The following is an 18,136-nucleotide window of genomic DNA, read 5'->3' as shown; positions in this document are numbered from 1 at the left end:
TATTCGACAAAGATGGCCAATATTTCTCTTTATTTTGGGTGTAGGATATGCTGGATTACAAAGGCTAACAGAAGTTGTTACTATCAAAGCAAACGCTCCATGAGAGGTGTATTTTTTTAATCCATTTTTCATGAGTAAAAAAACAATGAAACCAAGTATTAACACCCAAACTAATGAAATAAACAATCCTTTATTTACTATTTCAATGTCAAAATTAGCATCACATATAAGCTTTGACGGGATGTATGTCATATAAGGGAAAGGTATAATACAATTAACACGTAAAACAATGGAATATCCAGGGAAAGAATTGGTATATTGGCTGATGAAATTATCAAGTAATTTCCCTATTGATAAAGAGAGTAGAGTTGATAGAATAAAATCATAAGATTCATGAAACTATCCATTTAATGGGGGTAATGATAAATGAAAATGGAAGACTTACTAAAAATAGAAAGTGAAGAAGAGAGAATTTCAGCTCTTTATGAAATCTTTGATGAAGATTTCAGGTTATCTTCAAAAGCTTCAAGAATTGAATTTTTAACTACAGTAAGACAAATTGAAAAATATTTGAAACCGGGAATGAAAATTTTAGACTTAGGAGCAGGCACTGGAGAATATTCTTTGTATTTTGCAGAAAAGGGTTATCAAGTGACTGCGGTAGATTTGGTTGAAAAACATGTAAAACGTATTAAAGAAAAGAAAAAGCCATATATGAAACTTGACATATTTCAAGGTAATGCTTTAGATCTTTCTAGATTCGAAAATAATAGCTATGATATTGTGTTATGTCTTGGCCCATTGTATCATTTAGAAGATATAGGGAATCGATTGAAATGTATAGAGGAAGTAAAACGGGTATGTAAAGATGATGGAATGATGCTTTTTGCGTTTATTAATAATGATATGGTTATTGTTACAGAAACCATGTGTTATCAACCTGATTATTTAAGGAAAGGTAATTATGACCGCAAGACTTTTAAGGTAAGAGATTTTCCTTTTGTATTTATAACAGTCCAACAAGCAAGAGAATTACTTAAAAACTCCGGATTGACAATTGTGGCTGAAATTGCAACCGATGGTTTAAGTGAATTATTAGCGGATAAAATAAACAACATGGATGATGAGAGTTATCAATTGTGGCTTAATTTCCATTTTTATTATAGCGAAAAGCCAGAGTTTTTCGGAGCAAGTAATCATTTATTATTTGTTGCACAAAAATGTAAATAAGAAAACAAAACTAAATACAAAAAAAGGAAATCAATGCAGAATCAATTCGGGTTGATTTTATTTTTTTGAGGGGGTATCATATAATTACCAAAAATTAAAGGGGGGTATTTTTTTGAGTACACATTTGTTGGATAGAAAGGATGTTGATGAAAGGCTGACTTGGGATTTGTCGGGTATTTTCAAGACAGAAGAAGAGTATGAAGCGACAGTTAAAAAAACGGAAGAGCTTACAAAAGAGCTTGAAGAAGAATTTAAAGGTAAGCTCACAACTCCGGAAAATATTAATAAGTGCCTGGACAAGTTAAGAAGTATAGCAGAGCTTCTTACACTGGCAGGTAGCTATGCTTATCTAGCTGTGGCAGTTGACCAGACCAATACAGAAAATCTTCAGAGGCAGATGAAGTTTAGAAATGTCGCATCAAATATTGAGAGCCGCATAAGTTTTGTGGAATCTGAGATTATACAGCAGGAAGAAGAGGTGATAAATAAAGCGATAGAAGGGTCGAAGGAAAATGCAAATTATCTGAAAGAAATTTTAAGGAAGAAAAAACATGCCCTTCATCCCGAAGTTGAAAAGGCTTTGTCTGCTTTATCTCCTGTTTTAGAAGTTTTTGAAGATATTTACAATATGGCAAAATTGGCAGATATGGATTTTGGAACTTTTAAGGTTGAAGACAAGGAATACCCTTTGAGCTTTTCACTATTTGAGACTAAATGGGAGTATGAGAAAGATGCGAAAGTCAGAAGAGCTGCCTTTGAAGCTTTTTACAGAAAATTAAAGGAATATCAGCACACTATAGCAGCTGTTTACCAGGCACAGGTGCAGAAAGAGAAGATTATAGCCACTTTGAGGGGGTTTGATTCTGTCATTGATAGCTTGCTTTTCCCTCAGAAAGTGGAAAGGGATATGTACGAGAGGCAGATTGACCTTATAATGGAAAATCTTGCACCTCATATAAGAAAATTTGCTAAACTTCTTCAAAGAATACACGGGTTAGATGAGATGACTTTTGCCGATTTGAAGCTGGAAGTAGACCCTGATTTTGAGCCAGAAGTGACAATTGAAGAGGCAAAAAGGTACATAGAAGAGGGGCTTTCAGTTTTCGGCGAAGATTACAGGGAGATGATAAGAAGAGCTTTTAGCGAGAGATGGATAGATTTTGCGGAAAATAGAGGAAAGGCTACAGGTGCTTTTTGTGCCACACCTTACGGTGCTCACCCGTACGTTTTGATAAACTGGGCGGATAAAATGAGAGAAGTGTTTGTCCTAGCGCATGAGCTGGGGCATGCTGGGCATTTTTACTTGGCACATCAGCATCAAAATATTTTTGATTCAAGGCCATCCCTTTACTTTATAGAAGCGCCATCCACAATGAATGAGCTTCTCATGGCTAATTATTTGATGCAGAAAAATAGCAATGATAAGAGAATGAAGAGATGGGTGCTCTCTACTTTGATTTCCAGGACATATTACCACAATTTTGTGACGCACCTTTTAGAAGCAGCTTATCAAAGAGAAGTGTACAGGATAATTGATGAGGGAGGGTCTGTTACTGCTCCCACTTTGAATAAGATTAAAAGAGAAGTTCTGGAAAAGTTCTGGGGAGATGCTGTTAAAATAAACGAAGGAGCAGAACTCACTTGGATGAGACAGCCTCATTATTATATGGGACTTTACCCTTACACTTACAGTGCAGGGCTTACTATAGCCACCCAAGTGAACAAGAGATATTTAGAGGAAGGGCAAAAGGCATTGGAAGATTGGAAAGAGGTATTAAAAGCTGGCGGTACAAAGACACCAGTAGAACTGGCGAAAATGGCGGGAGTAGATATAACAACAGAAAAGCCGTTATTGGATACAATCCAGTATATTGGCAGTATAATAGATGAGATAATTAAATTAACAGAGGAATTAGAAAAATAAATTTACAAAACTTGACATTTTCGCTGATACTCAGCTTTGAGTATCAGTTTTTTTATAAATTGTAGACAATAAAATTTAAATTGGTTAAAATAGAAGTACAAAAAATAGGTAGTAGGAAAGGCGTGGATGAGATGGAGAAGGAAACAATGGAGAGGTATCAAGCATGGTTAAATGACCCTTCAATTTCAGAGAAGGATAAAGAAGTTTTAAGGAAAATGAATGAATCTGAAATACAGGATGCTTTTTTTAAAGACCTGGAATTTGGCACAGCAGGTATGCGGGGCGTTATAGGGCTTGGAGCAAATAGGATGAATTTTTACACTGTAGGTAGAGCAACACAAGCTTTTGCCAATTACATAAATAAGACGGTACGAGGAGAAAAAAGTGTTGCTATTTCTTATGATACAAGGAATTTTTCTAAGGATTTTGCAATTGAATCGGCAGAAATTCTTGCTGCAAATGGCATAAAGGTGTATTTGTTTGACGACTTTAGACCAACTCCTCTTTTGTCATTTGCTGTTAGGTATTTAAAGACAACAGCAGGTATAATGATTACTGCAAGTCATAATCCTCTAGAGTACAATGGTTACAAGGTATATTGGTCAAATGGAGCGCAGGTGATACCGCCTCATGATGAGGGGATTATAAAAGAATATGAGGAAATAAAATCTTTTGGTGAAATAAAGAGGATGCCTTTTGAAGAGGCAAAGAAAAAAGGGCTTGTTGTAATGGTGGGTCAGGAAATTGATTTGGCATATTTTGAAAGAGCACTTTCTTATTCTTTTGGAATTTCTTCAAAAGATTTAAATATTGTCTATACACCGCTTCACGGAACAGGCATAAAGATAGTGCCACCACTGCTTGAGAAAGTGGGTTTTGATATTTACATTCAAAAAGAGCAGCAAGTACCTGATGGAAATTTTCCTACAGTAAATTATCCTAATCCCGAATTTGATGACGCCTTTAAGTTAGCTTTAGATGATGCGAAAAGGCTTGATGCAGATATAGTTGTAGCTTCTGACCCTGACGCAGACAGGATGGGAGTATTAGTGAAGCATAAGGGAGATTATGTGAGAATAGATGGCAATCAAATGGGGATACTTTTTTTGAATTTCTTGTTGGAGATGTATTCAAAAAAGGGCATGCCTAAAAATCCAGCAGTTATAGAGTCCATTGTTTCTTCAAAGTTGTTTGCTAAAATTGCAAAGGCTCATGGGGTTGAGGTTTCTGAAGTGTTGACTGGATTTAAGTGGATTTGCAATGAGGCTGACAGATTGAGAGCAGAAGGCACGACAGTGTTTTTTGCTTATGAGGAAAGCTATGGATACAATATAGGTGATTTTGTTTACGATAAAGATTCTGGGACTCCAATAATGGTGACTTGTGAAATGGCAGCTTATTACAAGCAAAAGGGCATGACTTTGGTGGACGCTTTAGAAGAGATTTATAAAAAATACGGGTATTATCTTGAAGGGCAGCTTTCTCCTGTGTATGAAGGGGGAGCAGGAGTAGAAAAGATAAAGAGAATAATGAAAAGGTTGAGGGAAAATCCTATTGAAAATCTTGCGGGACATAAACTGACAGGGATGATAGATTATTTAAAAGGACATGGACAAATTCCGCCTTCAGATGTTTTGAGGATGGAGTTTGGAGATAAGCTTTTGGTCTATGCAAGGCCTTCAGGGACAGAGCCAAAAGTGAAGTTTTACTTTATGGTTATGAATATGGAAACTTTTGAAGAAGCTAAATCTCTATTAGAAAAGGCAAAAGAAGAGTTTACAAAAGTTTTAGGTTTAGAAGATTAGTTATTTCAAAGGAGACCACAATAAGTGGTTTCCTTTTTATATTGATTTATTTTGTATGAATGTGTAAAATTGTTACAGAATGTTAAGAAGAGGGCAGTGGATATGAAAGGAAAAACGGTGACTAAAATTTTAGTTTTTGTTTTTCTCATAATGGCAATAATTGCTATTCCATTAAAGGCAGTAAATCTGGGGATTTCGGAAACTCTTTTAAAGGAATTTATTGTGGAAGAAAAGCCACAAAGTCTTCCTCAAGAAGATGTTCATAAGGAAGATAATTATACAAAAATAGTCATAAGTGCAGTAGGGGATTGCGTTTTAGGTTCAGATGAGTCTTATGGGAAATATGGCACTTTTGATGAAGAATTTAAAAAACATAATTATGACTATGGATATTTTTTTGAAAATGTAAAGAGTGTATTAGAAAAGGATGATTTGACCATCGCCAATTTAGAGACAACTCTTACTAATGCAACCAAGCGGGCTGAAAAGGAGTATGCTTTTAAAGGGGACCCTTCCTATGCCAAGATTTTGAAAGAAGGAAGCATTGAAGTTGTGAATTTGGCTAATAATCACACTTTTGATTATTTGAAAGAAGGCTTTGAAGACACTGTAAAAGCCTTAAAGAAAGAAGGAATTGGGTATTTTGGATATGGGTATCAGTATATTATGACTGTAAAAGGGATAAAAATTGGAATATTAGGGTATACAGGTTTTGACAATAGCAAATGGACTAAAAATCAAATTAAAAAAGATATTGAGAAGTTGAGGCCCAGTGTAGATATTTTGATTGTCAGTTTTCACTGGGGGGAAGAAAATAGATACTATCCAAATAAGATTCAAAGGGATTTAGGGCATTTTGTAATAGATGAAGGGGCAGACTTAGTAATTGGTCATCATCCCCATGTGTTACAGGGAATAGAGAAGTATAAAGATAGGTATATTGCATATTCTCTTGGGAATTTTTCTTTCGGAGGTAATAGAAATCCAAAAGATAAGGATTCTATAATTTTACAACAAATTTTTCTTTTTAATGACAAAAGAGAAATAGCAAAAGTAGAGATGAACATAATACCTGTTTCTATTTCTTCACAAAAAGATAGGAATGACTATAAACCGGTTATTTTAGAAGGGGAAGAAAAAGAGAGGGTATTAAAAAAGATTGAAATGTTATCAAAGTGGGTAAATTAAACTTCAAGAAGCTTTTGGTTTGAAAAAATAAGCAGGTAAGAGTATAATGTAAATATGGACATAAGTGCAAAAAAGGAGGAGAAAAAATGGCCAAGCGTTATGTAATTGTTGGCGGCGATGCTGCTGGAATGAGTGCAGCTTCTCAAATTAGAAGACAGGACCCTGAAGGAGAAATTCTTGTCTTTGAAAAAGAGGGGGTCATTTCTTATGCTCAATGTGGCCTTCCCTACTGGATAGGGGGAGTAGTAGCTGAAAGGAAAAAGCTTATTGCGCGAACAGCTGAAGAGTTTTACACTCGCTATAATATCGATGTAAAGCTTTATCATGAGGTTACACAGATTATACCTCAAAAGAAGCAGATTCGCGTATATCGCCGGGAAGAAAAAGATGAAATTACAGTGCCTTATGATGTGCTTTTAATTGGGACAGGAAGTGCAGCGATTGTACCGCCATGGGAAGGTAGAAATTTGCCTGGAGTTTTTACTTTGAAGACAATGGGAGATGCAGAAAAGCTCTTGTCTTGGCTTGAAACTCATACTCCTAATAAAGCAGTGGTAATTGGTGGGGGATATATTGGTTTAGAAACAGCAGAAGCCTTACATAATAGAGGTTTCAAAGTAACTGTTTTAGATCTAGCACCCCAACTTATACCAACTTTTGATTCAGTTATTGCTGAAATTGCACAGGATGTTCTTAAAAGGCATGGGGTAGAAATTCATTTAAATGAAGAAGTTGTGGGGTTAGAAGGAGATGAAAAAGGCGTACGGGCTGTTGTGACAAAAAATGATTCTTTCCCAGCCGATTTAGTCATTATTTCTATAGGAGTTCGCCCAGTTAGTGAGCTTGCCAGAGAAGCTGGTATAGAGTTAGGCCCTCGAAATGCGATTCTTGTAAATGAACGCCTACAAACAAATATTCCAGATATTTTTGCCGCGGGGGATTGCGCTACTCATTTTCATCGCATAAAAAATGCGCCAGATTATGTGCCATTAGGGACAACGGCTAATAAACAAGGGCGAATTGCTGGAATTAACATGGCGGGCGGAGATGCAAAATTTGCAGGTATTGTCGGTACAGCGATTGTGAAGGTTTTTGATAGGACGATTGCAAGAAGCGGTTTAGGGGAAAGGGAATGCCAAGCTTTAGGTCTTCCATATCAGACTGTTTCTATTAAGGCAAGACCTATAAGTCATTATTATCCCTGGGAAGATGAAGTTTTGACTATTCGTCTCCACTTTAATAAAGACAACCGCAAGCTTTTAGGAGGACAAATTGCAGGAGGTGCTGGGGTAGACAAGCGAATTGATGTTCTTGCTACAGCGCTTTTCCATGGTATGACAATTGATGACCTTCAGGCCTTGGACCTTGCCTATGCACCTCCATATAACTCAGTGTGGGATCCTCTCCAACAAGCAGCGACAGTAGCACAAAGAGAAAAATAACGATCAAAAAGGTCTTACCTATATTCATGGTAGGACCTTTTTATATGTTTTAAAAATCTCGACTTAACCAGGCATTTGGAATTAAGCTATTTAACAAAATTGCCTCTTGGAGCTTTTATTTTTCTATTAAATATTCCCTTCTTAGTTTTTGGTTATAAACAAATAGGTAAGAGTTTTGTAATTTCTACTTTTTTTGCTGTTACGATTCTTTCTATAGGGGTCACTTTTTTAGAGAAACTCCCTTCTCTTACAAGTGATACTTTGCTGGCTTCTGTTTTTGGAGGTATCATTTTGGGAATTGGAGTAGGGCTTGTAATAAGGTATGGAGGTTCAATGGATGGAACAGAAATTGTGGCAGTGGTAATTTCAGAATGGAGTGGTTTTTCTGTAGGAGAAATTGTATTATTTTTTAATATTTTTATTCTTGGAAGTGCTGGAATAGTTTTTACTTGGGATAGAGCCATGTATTCTCTCATCACTTATTTTATTGCTTTTAAGGTTATTGATTTGATTATAGAAGGTTTAGATGAAGCGAAAGCTGTTATGATAGTTACAGAGAAAGCAGATGAGATTGCAGAAACTATAATAGCCCGTTTAGGACGAAGTGTTACGCTTTGGGAAGGGAAGGGTGGTTATACTAAAGGAACAAAAGGAATTTTGTATGCTGTAGTTAGCCGTTTGGAGATTGCTAAGTTAAAAATGATTGTGAAGGAACATGACGAAAGAGCCTTTGTTACCATACATGATGTCTACGATGTTTTAGGAGGTAAATTGCAAAAGAGGTCGATTCATTAATGCTGTACACATCTTATTTTTCTGAAAAGTGATTAGACGTCTGACAAATAACAAAAAATTGTGATATAATATAAAATTGGTTAAAGTAAATAATAAAAATACCGATAAAAATAAAGTGAGGTGTTAATGTGAAAGAGACATTGTTAGCATTAGTTACTGGAATGATTGTAGGATTAATTTTTTCATCTTTAAAATTGCCACTCCCTGCTCCGAATGTATTACCAGGAATAGCTGGCATTATAGGAATTTACCTTGGGGGAGTATTGTTTGAATACATCCTTAAATTGATTGGTAGGTGAAGTCTTAAAGTAGCAGGGTGGTGGGGTGAAAACATAATCTATAAAAGGGGGGAACACATATGAGAAGCATATTTTGGCGACTCATTATTTCATTTCTTATAGTAGCAGCCATACCGGTGGGGGCTATTTATTATTTTGCGGTTGACGATAAAGTAATGCATCTCTTTGTTACAGTAGCAAGTGTTAGTTTTGCTTTGTCATTAATTTTATCAGTAATTATTTCATTAAATATTACAAGACCTATTAAAAAATTAATTGAAGAACTTAAAAAAGCACAAGAAGGAGATTTTACAGCTAAGGTAGATTTAAAGAGAAAAGATGAGATTGGTACATTAATAACGACTTTTAATACGATGATGGAAAATGTTAGAGCAATTTTACAAGATGTCTCTACTTTTGCTCAAAACACTAAAGATACGGCAAATGCTCTTTTTAAATCTATTGAACAAGGGAATATGACTTTTGAACAAATTTCTAAGGCAGTGGAAGAGATTGCAAATGGAGCTTCTGAACAAGCAAAAGATACTTCTAATGCAGCCGATATGGTGCAGAATATTGGGAATAGTATTGATGATTCGGCTAAATTTTTCAAAGCCGTAGAAGAGTCTACTATAAATGCTGATAAACTTAGTCAAAATGGCATGCACACAGTAAATTCTTTAAAAGAAAAAACTGATGTTACAAAAGAGTCAATTGACGAAGTTGTTAGTGCGATAAATGAGTTGCAAGCAAATTCTCATCATATTGAAAAGATTATAGAGGTGATAACGGGAATTGCAGACCAGACCAATTTGCTTGCTTTAAATGCTGCTATTGAGGCAGCAAGAGCCGGCGAGGCTGGTCGTGGATTTGCAGTTGTTGCAGAAGAAGTTCGAAATTTAGCAGAGCAATCGAGACAAGCTGCCAGTGAAATAGCCAAGATTATAAGCGAAATAGAGCAAAAAACAGACAAGACAGTTGAAAAAGCAAATGTGGTAAAGGAAATTGCGGAAGACCAAGCGCATCAAGTGGAAACTACATATGCTGCCTTTAATGAGATCAAGAGTTCAATAGATACTATTACTGAAAATATACATATGTTGAATAATGCGATGATGGAACTTGCAAGGTATAAAGATGAAATAATAGGATCTATAGCAAATATTACAGCAGTGTCAGAAGAGACTGCTGCATCCACTGAAGAAGTTGCCGCATCTACAGAAGAGCACATGAAATTTATTGAGGAAATAAAAGAAAGTTCGGAAAATCTGCTAAAATCAGCTACACAACTAGAAAATGTATTATCGAAATTGGTTGTATCTTTATAAAAATTAATGAGTAATGAAAGACAGAGCGTAATAGCCTGTCTTTTTATTTTTATAGGAATTGTTTTGAAAAGATTTTAATAAATATAGTTGGGCGATAGCCATTATGAAATACGAACATTTAATAGAATTATTCAAATAAAATTCGCATTTTTATTGATTTGTAATTCTTTTTTTGGTAATATATATTACGGGTTTTGTAGTTTACTACATCAAAGAGAAGGGGTCATATTTTTATGAAAATATACGATGTTATTATTGTAGGAGGCGGACCTGCAGGCCTTTTTACGGCTTTAGAGCTTGTAGACAAAAATGAAAGTTTAGACATACTTTTGTTTGAAAAAGGAAAAGATATACAAAAGAGAATTTGCCCTCTTAATGCTTATGGTTCAAAGTGCCTTAATTGCAAACCTTGTTCTATTACTTCAGGCATAGGTGGTGCAGGGGCATTTAGTGATGGAAAGTTAACATTAACCTCAGAGTTTGGTGGTGTTTTAGACGAGTACATGCCGAAGTCTCAGCTTAATCATCTCATAAGTTATGTAGACAGCATATATGTAAAGTTTGGTGGGACGACAGAAGTTCATGGAACGGATAGAGCAAAGATTAGAGAAATTGAAAAGAGAGCTCAAGCAGCAGATTTAAAATTGATTCCTGCTGTTATTAAACACTTGGGGACAGATAAAAGTTTCGATATCATAAAAAATATGAGAGAATACCTTGGCGAAAAAGTGGAGATTAAAACAGAGACAATGGTAACTGAGATAATTGTAGAAAATGGGAAGGCGAAAGGTGTAGTTACAGAAAAAGGAGAAGAATATTACGGCAAATATATAGTGGTTGTGCCTGGAAGAGAAGGGGCAGAGTGGTTTAAGAAAGAAGCTGATAGACTTGGGCTAGAGACAAAGAATAATGCGGTAGATATAGGTGTGAGAGTAGAAATCCCTGCTGTTGTTATGGAGGATATTACAAAGGAGGTTTATGAATCTAAATTTATATATTATTCTAAGTCTTTTGATGACAGAGTAAGGACCTTTTGCATGAACCCTTATGGCAAGGTGGTTGTTGAAAACAATAATGGCATAAAAACTGTAAATGGGCATAGTTACAAAGATATAAAAACGGAGAATACAAATTTTGCAATACTGGTAAGTAAAGAGTTTACTCATCCTTTCAATAGGCCAATAGAATATGGTCGTTATATTGCAGAGCTTGCTAATATGTTAGGAGATGGAGTGATTGTCCAAAGGTTAGGAGATTTGTTGGCAGGAAGGCGCTCTACTCCGGAAAGGATTAAAAGAGGACTTGTAGAGCCCACTTTAAAAGATGCAACACCAGGGGATTTAAGCTTGGTGTTACCTTATAGATTTTTGCAGTCAATAATTGAGATGTTGCAAGCTTTGGACAAAGTATCTCCAGGGGTATATTCTAAACATACACTTTTATACGGTGTTGAGGTAAAGTTTTATTCCTCACGAGTAAAGCTTACTGACAAATTTGAAACGCAAATTCAAAATCTATTTGCGGCGGGAGATGGAGCAGGCATTACACGGGGACTGGCACAAGCCTCTGTATCTGGCGTTGTAGTTGCAAGAGAAATTCTAACGAGAGTTAAATAGGGAAGGAGAATAATTATGTCAACATTAGTTATAGTTGGTACCCAATGGGGAGATGAAGGGAAAGGGAAAATTACTGATTATCTTGCGGAAAAGGCAGATGTAGTCGTAAGATACCAAGGAGGAAATAATGCTGGTCATACAGTTGAAAAAGGAGGAGTGCAGTATAAACTTCATTTAATTCCCTCTGGAATATTATATCCTGATAAAATTTGTATAATAGGAAATGGAGTGGTAATTGACCCAGCTTCTTTGATTGAGGAAATAGAAAATTTAGAAAAACAAGGGGTTAGTATAGAGAATTTAAAAATAAGCGATAGAGCCCATATTGTATTTCCTTATCATATAAGACAAGACGAACTTGAAGAACTAGCAAAAGGAAAAAATGACTTGGGTACTACGAGAAAAGGCATAGGTCCTTGCTATATGGATAAGTCAGAAAGGATAGGAATAAGAGTATGCGACCTTATAAAGCCAAAGGTTTTAGAGGAAAAGCTTAAAAGAAATATAGAAAAGAAAAATAAACTTTTTAGAGATTTGTATGGTGTAGAAGGCTTTGATTTTGATGAAATGTATAAAAAATATTTAGAGTATGCTGAAAAAATAAAACCCTTTGTTACTGATACAACAGTGCTTTTATACGATTTAATTAAAAGTGGCAAAAAAGTTTTATTTGAAGGAGCACAGGGGACACTTCTTGATTTAGATTTGGGTACCTATCCTTATGTTACTGCGTCTCATCCCATAGCAGGAGGAGTGACAGTAGGAGCAGGAATAGGACCTACAATGATTGATGAAGTAATAGGTGTAGTAAAAGCATATACTACAAGGGTTGGTAAAGGGCCTTTTCCCACAGAGCTTTTTGATGAAAATGGAGATTTCTTAAGAGAAAAAGGTCATGAATATGGGACTACTACAGGAAGACCGAGACGATGTGGTTGGCTGGATGCTGTTATTCTTAAATACTCTGTAAGAGTGTCTGGTATAACTCATTTTGCTCTTACCAAATTAGATACTTTGACAGGGCTTAAAAAAATAAAAATATGCACAGGTTATAGATTTAAGGGAGAAATAATAACAGATTTTCCTGCAAGCCTTGAGGATTTGGCTCAATGTGAACCTGTATATGAAGAATTTGACGGGTGGGAAGAAGATATACAAGGAGCAAAAACTTTTGACGACTTACCTTATAATGCTCAAAAATATATAAAAAGAATTGAAGAATTGATAGGTATTAAAGCAGCAATAATCTCTGTAGGACCTGAAAGAAATCAGACTATTGTTTTAAGGGATTTTTGATAAAGTGATTAAGGCTCTTTTACAAAAATTTTATAAAAAAGCTTGACATATACTGTTGCTCTAAGTATAATATATAAATGTCAGGACAATTGGATAGCTAATAAAGGTGCTGGCGTAGCTCAATAGGCAGAGCAGCTGACTTGTAATCAGCAGGTTGAAGGTTCGAGTCCTTTCGCCAGCTCCATTTTTTTTGTCAAAAAGTCAAGGTTTTTAAGTACCTTGCTTTTTTATTTTAGTGTTGGTGACAACAAAATGACAACATCTTATCTTTACCGTTTATAAATAACTTACTTAGTTTTTCAGCTGCTTCTTTCTGCATTTCGGGAAGTACATGCGAATAATGTATTAAGAGTCATTTTTACGTCTGAATGCCCAAGACCTTTGCCAGTTCATGAAGAAAAACGTACTTTTATATTTATTTTCTCTTCATATTTTCTTCAAAAGTAAGTTTTAAAATAAAGGTAAAGCAAGTTAACAATTTTTCGATAAATAGGGATGTGCAAAATTAATTAAAATAATCATAATCAAAAACCAAAATATGTATTACATACAATATATAGTAATCAACACTGACAATCAAACATAAAGGAAGTGGTAAGGGAAAAGAAAAGACAAAAAGAGGAGCTAAAAAAGGGCATAAATATCCTGTAGAAGTCAAATGTTAAAAAATGGCATGAAATAGATTCAATAAAAATTAGGCCGATTGCATCAAAGCAACAAGAGATCTAAACTCATCATATTTGCCCAATTTAATAGCTACAATAGCGACAGTAAGCAAAGTAATATGGCCAAAAGTATTAAGGTTGCTCACAGAATTAATATTTCTAACATAAGCCTTTTCAAAATCCAGAGCTTTAAAGCGGGAATTATATCTTTCTGATTCAATTCTCAATTTGTAGACGGCCTTAAAATATAGGGAGTCTCTATTAATAGAGGACCTATAATCAGAAGATATAATAGCATACTTAGTACAGCCTCTATGCTTTTTGCCATTAAAATATTTAGGATGATTTATAGGGCAGGCAGAATCATCCTTAGAATTACAGAACTTGCAAACAAATTTTTGCTTAATAAAACCATCAAAATATTGCTTGCCATCTTTAAGCATTTTAATACCCGCTTCACAGACCATATAACCATCATCAGTCAGAGGGGGATTTTTAGAATTACGCTTGTTAAGAGGAATAAAGCAATGACCGTGGAGAATATTTCTAACATAATTATAAAGTTTCTTAACATCATAGCCTTTATCAGCAATAAAATTAACATACTTAAGGTTAAACCACTTATTAGTCTTCTCAAGCAAAGATAAAGCGGCTTCAAAATCAGGGGCATCAGCGGGGGTAGTAGTTTCAGCGATGGGTAAACCAGAGATAGCATCAACAATAATGTGATTTTTATAGCCCCAATAAAACTTATAGCGTTTATTAGAAGAATCGTTAGAAGCAGAATAAACGCCTAATTTACAATCCTTATCTGACTTAGGCTGATTATCTTTAGAGAATTTATTTTTAGAAAAAGACTTAGGGTTATTTAACTTAGTGTTAGCTTTAATAGGGGTAGAATCCATGGAAATAAACTCACCGGAGATAATACCCATATTTTTGAGGATATTGACCTGATTTTGAAAAATAGAGGTCAAATAATCATGAGAGAAGTCATTAATAAAACGGCGAAAAGTCCAATAAGAAGGAAGAGGTTTAGAAATGTCGAAGCCACAAAGATGAGCAATGATAAGATTATTGCGGAGATAATCTAAAAGGTCAGAAATTGTGCCGAATCTTTCAGCTTTCATGACAATAAAAGCTCTAAAAAGTGCATGGTGAGAATAACCCTTACGGCCAGGACTAGAGGAAGGGAATTCAGGTATTGAAGACAGGTCAAGATTTTCAAACATAGAAGAATAGAAATCAATTTTAGACTGAGAGGTAAAGAGTTCAGGTATATTTAAAAGCAATTGAAGCTGGTACATGTAGGATTTCCTCCTTCTTAAAAAATTTTTTATAGTGTATATATAATAATTCGACAAATGGGAGGGGAAATCCTACATAAAAGATAAAAAATTCAAGAGTGATAGGAAAAAAGTATGTCTGTAGAATGGCTTAAATTAAGGCTTCTGAATTTTGCACAAGTCTATTTCGATAAATAGAAAGGAGTTGAAAAGTATGTGTCTTATATTAATCTTGGCAATTGGCTTTTATTTGTACAAAACAGGTGACCTGCAAAGAATGATTAATAATTTACATGAAAACAAAAATTACCAAACAAACGAAGCAAAAAGAATACTCGATATACGCTTGGCTAAAGGCGAAATTACAGAAGAAGAATATAATAAATTAAAAAGTATTTTGTAAAATTTAAATATTTAGAGAGGAGGAGAAAACAATGTTTGGAGGATATATACCGGGTGGTTTAGGTCATTGTTTTGGAGGATATTATCCGTACGGTTATGGAACTTGGTTCGGTGGTGGACTTACCAATATATTGTTCTTAATTTTAATAGGTGTAGTAATTTACTTGCTAGTAAAACAGATTAGAAATGTTAACTTTTTTAAAAAACACGATACAGATCCTAATAATGAAGCATTAGAAATTGCCAAGTTAAGATACGTTCGAGGTGAAATTACTTCAGACGAATATACAGAAATAGTAAAAATGTTAAAAAAATAAGCTAAATAATTTGACATTATTTTTGCTTACATTGCTCCTATTGACATTTTATGACCTTAAAAGACGAGACCTTTACATAATATGTTTTATATATTATGTAAAGGTCCTAATTTATTTAGGTTGTTTGTCAAAAGTTAGGGTAAAGTATGTCCGTGTTAAGATTTTGTATGTAAGTTTTTAAAATATTTTAATTTGAATTGGCTTACCATCGGTTACATACTTTGCTTGTTCAGTTGTGGAATACATTTTATTTATAATAAAATCATTACTTATATGAGAAAACGGTAGAGTTTTAGACTCTTTACCAGCTTAATAAATGAAAATTAATGGTATTATATTTCCTTTAAGTTAGATTGCTTCGAGTAACTTTCGCTTTCCCCCTTTCTTTGTATTTCTTTCGGAAATGCTACAAGAGGCCGTTTTAGACCTTAGCGTCGCAGAAAACGGCGTCTTTGAGATGGTACAGTTTCTATCTTCTACGCATACTCTAAAAGGCTAAGAGAAATAAACGAAGAAGAAGTTTACCAGGTAGAAAATGAAATCAGTTTATGAGAGCAGTAGCTTTCGCTTATACATTAATTAATTCAAATTGCCAGTAACAAATATTAACATATTTTGGCGGTAATGCTCTTAAAAAGCGAAAAAAATTTTTAATCAGGCTGTAATAATTTGAGAAAAAATATTTTTATGCCCTTAAAAAATACCATCATAATTGAAAATCTTTGGAGATCTAATTTGAGAATTAACAATGCATTATATCCCTTCTTTCTCTAGACAAGGTTTCAGTACATTGATGATCTGTTTCTCATCATCAACTACCCGGATGTTTCTTTTATTTTCCATCTTACTATCGCCACAATTTAATGCTATTTTGTATCGCAAATAGGTATATATTCACATAAAATTACGTATTAGGTGGTTCCTTTCGAACTATTCATAAACATTTTACCTACAATCAATATATAAGCACTATACGCAATGACCTGCATTAAAGACGGAGTGCTTTCGTATCCAATAAACGCGTGCAGTAACTTACCTAACAAACTTTCATCTGGAATTAACCATTCTAGGCTCCATACTTTTTCAATTATTGGAGGTATTATTCCTAATTCTCCTAATGCATGAATTGCATGAGATGTTAAACCTGCTGCAATGAATATCAAAAGCCAGCCAGTTATCATAAAGAATTTCCTTAAATTCAATTTTATTGTTGTTTTGTATAATAATACAGATATTATTGCAGCTATAAATAACCCTGTAAATGATCCTAATAATAAACCTTCACCTTTTAAGGCGGTTAAGAATAGTGCCGTTTCTATCCCTTCTCTTATCACTGTTACAAATGCTAATATCGTTATGCCCCATACCTGATTATTTGACAAAGCTTCATCAACCTTTGCTTGAAGCTCACCTTTGATGTTCTTGCTCTGCTTTTGCATCCAGACAACCATATATGAAAGGATAATAATGGCTATCGCTGCAACAACTATTTCAAATAATTCAGCACTTTCGCCTTCAAAACTAATTTTTAAAGCCTGGAATATAAACGAAATAACAACACTCAAAACTATAGCACCAATAGCACCTAGCCATACGTGTTTAAAGTACTTTTTTTGGTTGATTTTTGTAAGGTATCCTAATAGTATACCTATGACTAAAAAAGCCTCGAGTCCTTCGCGGATTGTAATTAATATACCTGCTAACATAAAAACCCTCCTTATATGATTATGATAATCATTATCAATTTTATTTTAGACTATGCATATTCATTTTGTCAACTTTTTTATATTATATTTGTTGTGGTGTTAGTATATTATTGTAGACACTTTAACTCGAACAGGATAAAATAAAAATATAAAGAGAGGAAGTGTCTACAAAATGCCAAGAGGACAAAGAAAATATAATGATGAAGTATAATCTTTACGGCTGGGGGTGGAAGAAGGAAATTCAGCATTGGAGATAGATCAAGATTTTCAAACATAGAAGAATAGAAATAATTCGATAAATAAGGGAGGAAATCCTACATAAAAGATAAGAAATTTAGGAATGATAATAAAAAGTACATCCTAGGAATGGCTTAAATGAAGGCTTTTAAATTATGCACAAGCCAACGTATAATTAACTAAGGAGTGGATAAATAATGATTAAGAAAATTGTGCCATATTTAATGTTTGAAGGAAATGCAGAAGAAGCATTAAACTTCTACAGCGATGTATTTGGCGGAGAAAAATCTAATGTTATAAGATATGGAGATTCACAGATGCCAGTTAAGGAAGAATATAAGGATAAAATATTGCATGCAAGACTTGAACATAAATCATTTATTTTATATTTATCTGACACATTCCAGGGACAGAAGGTTGAAAAAGGAACTAATGTATCTTTAACACTTGAGTTTGACACAGAAGAGGCTATTGATAAGGCTTATACTGCCTTATCAGAGGGTGGTAAGATACATATGGAGCTTCAAAAAACTTTTTGGAATGCTAAATATGCGAAAGTTACTGATAAATTTGGAATAACTTGGGATTTAAATTACCAATATTGATTGTGGGCTCTTTGTC

The 18,136-nt window shown here is 34.4% G+C and carries 15 protein-coding genes and 1 tRNA gene; 14 read left to right on the top strand and 2 right to left on the bottom strand.

The annotated features are described in order from the left end of the window. Window positions 1–426: 426 nt before the first annotated feature. The 11 genes from EB239_RS01645 (at window position 427) to EB239_RS01595 (ending at window position 13,086) form a co-directional block, all read left to right on the top strand. Complete coding sequence (locus EB239_RS01645) at window positions 427–1,230, top strand: class I SAM-dependent methyltransferase (RefSeq protein ID WP_003871191.1); 804 nt, start codon at window positions 427–429, stop codon at window positions 1,228–1,230. A gap of 112 nt (window positions 1,231–1,342) precedes the next feature. Continuing rightward, window positions 1,343–3,154, top strand: a complete 1,812-nt coding sequence (pepF, locus tag EB239_RS01640) for an oligoendopeptidase F (protein ID WP_003871190.1) — start codon at window positions 1,343–1,345, stop codon at window positions 3,152–3,154. A 122-nt stretch (window positions 3,155–3,276) separates the two neighbouring features. Continuing rightward, window positions 3,277–4,959, top strand: coding sequence for a phospho-sugar mutase (locus tag EB239_RS01635; protein WP_003871189.1), 1,683 nt, complete (start codon window positions 3,277–3,279; stop codon window positions 4,957–4,959). A gap of 102 nt (window positions 4,960–5,061) precedes the next feature. Continuing rightward, on the top strand, window positions 5,062–6,147 hold the full coding sequence (locus tag EB239_RS01630; protein ID WP_003871188.1) for a CapA family protein: 1,086 nt from the start codon (window positions 5,062–5,064) through the stop codon (window positions 6,145–6,147). An 86-nt stretch (window positions 6,148–6,233) separates the two neighbouring features. Further along, window positions 6,234–7,589 (top strand): FAD-dependent oxidoreductase, encoded by a 1,356-nt coding sequence (locus EB239_RS01625; RefSeq protein ID WP_003871187.1) that lies wholly within the window; start codon window positions 6,234–6,236, stop codon window positions 7,587–7,589. A gap of 75 nt (window positions 7,590–7,664) precedes the next feature. Then, window positions 7,665–8,384 carry a YitT family protein gene (locus tag EB239_RS01620; RefSeq protein WP_003871186.1) on the top strand — a complete coding sequence of 240 codons (720 nt, stop codon included), beginning with the start codon at window positions 7,665–7,667 and terminating at the stop codon, window positions 8,382–8,384. Window positions 8,385–8,512: 128 nt separating this feature from the next. Then, window positions 8,513–8,683, top strand: coding sequence for a XapX domain-containing protein (locus EB239_RS01615; RefSeq protein WP_003871185.1), 171 nt, complete (start codon window positions 8,513–8,515; stop codon window positions 8,681–8,683). A 59-nt stretch (window positions 8,684–8,742) separates the two neighbouring features. Beyond that, complete coding sequence (locus tag EB239_RS01610; protein WP_003871184.1) at window positions 8,743–9,990, top strand: methyl-accepting chemotaxis protein; 1,248 nt, start codon at window positions 8,743–8,745, stop codon at window positions 9,988–9,990. A 233-nt stretch (window positions 9,991–10,223) separates the two neighbouring features. Further along, window positions 10,224–11,606 (top strand): NAD(P)/FAD-dependent oxidoreductase, encoded by a 1,383-nt coding sequence (locus EB239_RS01605; RefSeq protein ID WP_003871183.1) that lies wholly within the window; start codon window positions 10,224–10,226, stop codon window positions 11,604–11,606. 15 nt (window positions 11,607–11,621) lie between these two features. Beyond that, on the top strand, window positions 11,622–12,902 hold the full coding sequence (locus tag EB239_RS01600) for an adenylosuccinate synthase (protein WP_003871182.1): 1,281 nt from the start codon (window positions 11,622–11,624) through the stop codon (window positions 12,900–12,902). Window positions 12,903–13,010: 108 nt separating this feature from the next. Beyond that, window positions 13,011–13,086, top strand: a tRNA-Thr gene (locus tag EB239_RS01595). Window positions 13,087–13,596: 510 nt separating this feature from the next. Here EB239_RS01595 and EB239_RS01590 read toward each other — a convergent pair. After that, window positions 13,597–14,874: a transposase gene (locus tag EB239_RS01590; protein ID WP_003869069.1), complete on the bottom strand. Its 1,278-nt coding sequence runs from the start codon at window positions 14,872–14,874 to the stop codon at window positions 13,597–13,599. A 193-nt stretch (window positions 14,875–15,067) separates the two neighbouring features. Here EB239_RS01590 and EB239_RS01585 point away from each other — a divergent pair, with 193 nt between their 5' ends. Together EB239_RS01585 and EB239_RS01580 are read left to right on the top strand one after the other, a co-directional pair. Continuing rightward, window positions 15,068–15,256 carry an SHOCT domain-containing protein gene (locus EB239_RS01585; protein ID WP_003870735.1) on the top strand — a complete coding sequence of 63 codons (189 nt, stop codon included), beginning with the start codon at window positions 15,068–15,070 and terminating at the stop codon, window positions 15,254–15,256. Between the two features lie 31 nt (window positions 15,257–15,287). After that, on the top strand, window positions 15,288–15,572 hold the full coding sequence (locus EB239_RS01580; protein WP_003870736.1) for an SHOCT domain-containing protein: 285 nt from the start codon (window positions 15,288–15,290) through the stop codon (window positions 15,570–15,572). Window positions 15,573–16,483: 911 nt separating this feature from the next. On the opposite strand, the gene EB239_RS01570 is transcribed toward EB239_RS01580, so the two are convergent. Further along, entirely contained in the window at window positions 16,484–17,278 is a 795-nt protein-coding gene (locus EB239_RS01570) for an FTR1 family iron permease (RefSeq protein WP_003870737.1), read from the bottom strand. Between the two features lie 434 nt (window positions 17,279–17,712). On the opposite strand from EB239_RS01570, the gene EB239_RS01565 reads away from it, so the two are divergent. Further along, window positions 17,713–18,120, top strand: a complete 408-nt coding sequence (locus EB239_RS01565; RefSeq protein ID WP_003870738.1) for a VOC family protein — start codon at window positions 17,713–17,715, stop codon at window positions 18,118–18,120. The last annotated feature ends 16 nt before the right edge of the window (window positions 18,121–18,136 follow it).

It is taken from the genome of Thermoanaerobacter ethanolicus JW 200, assembly GCF_003722315.1.
Lineage (GTDB): Bacteria > Bacillota > Thermoanaerobacteria > Thermoanaerobacterales > Thermoanaerobacteraceae > Thermoanaerobacter > Thermoanaerobacter ethanolicus.
Note: the sequence above shows the minus strand (reverse complement) of the source record. Positions and strands in the feature narration are given on the sequence as shown.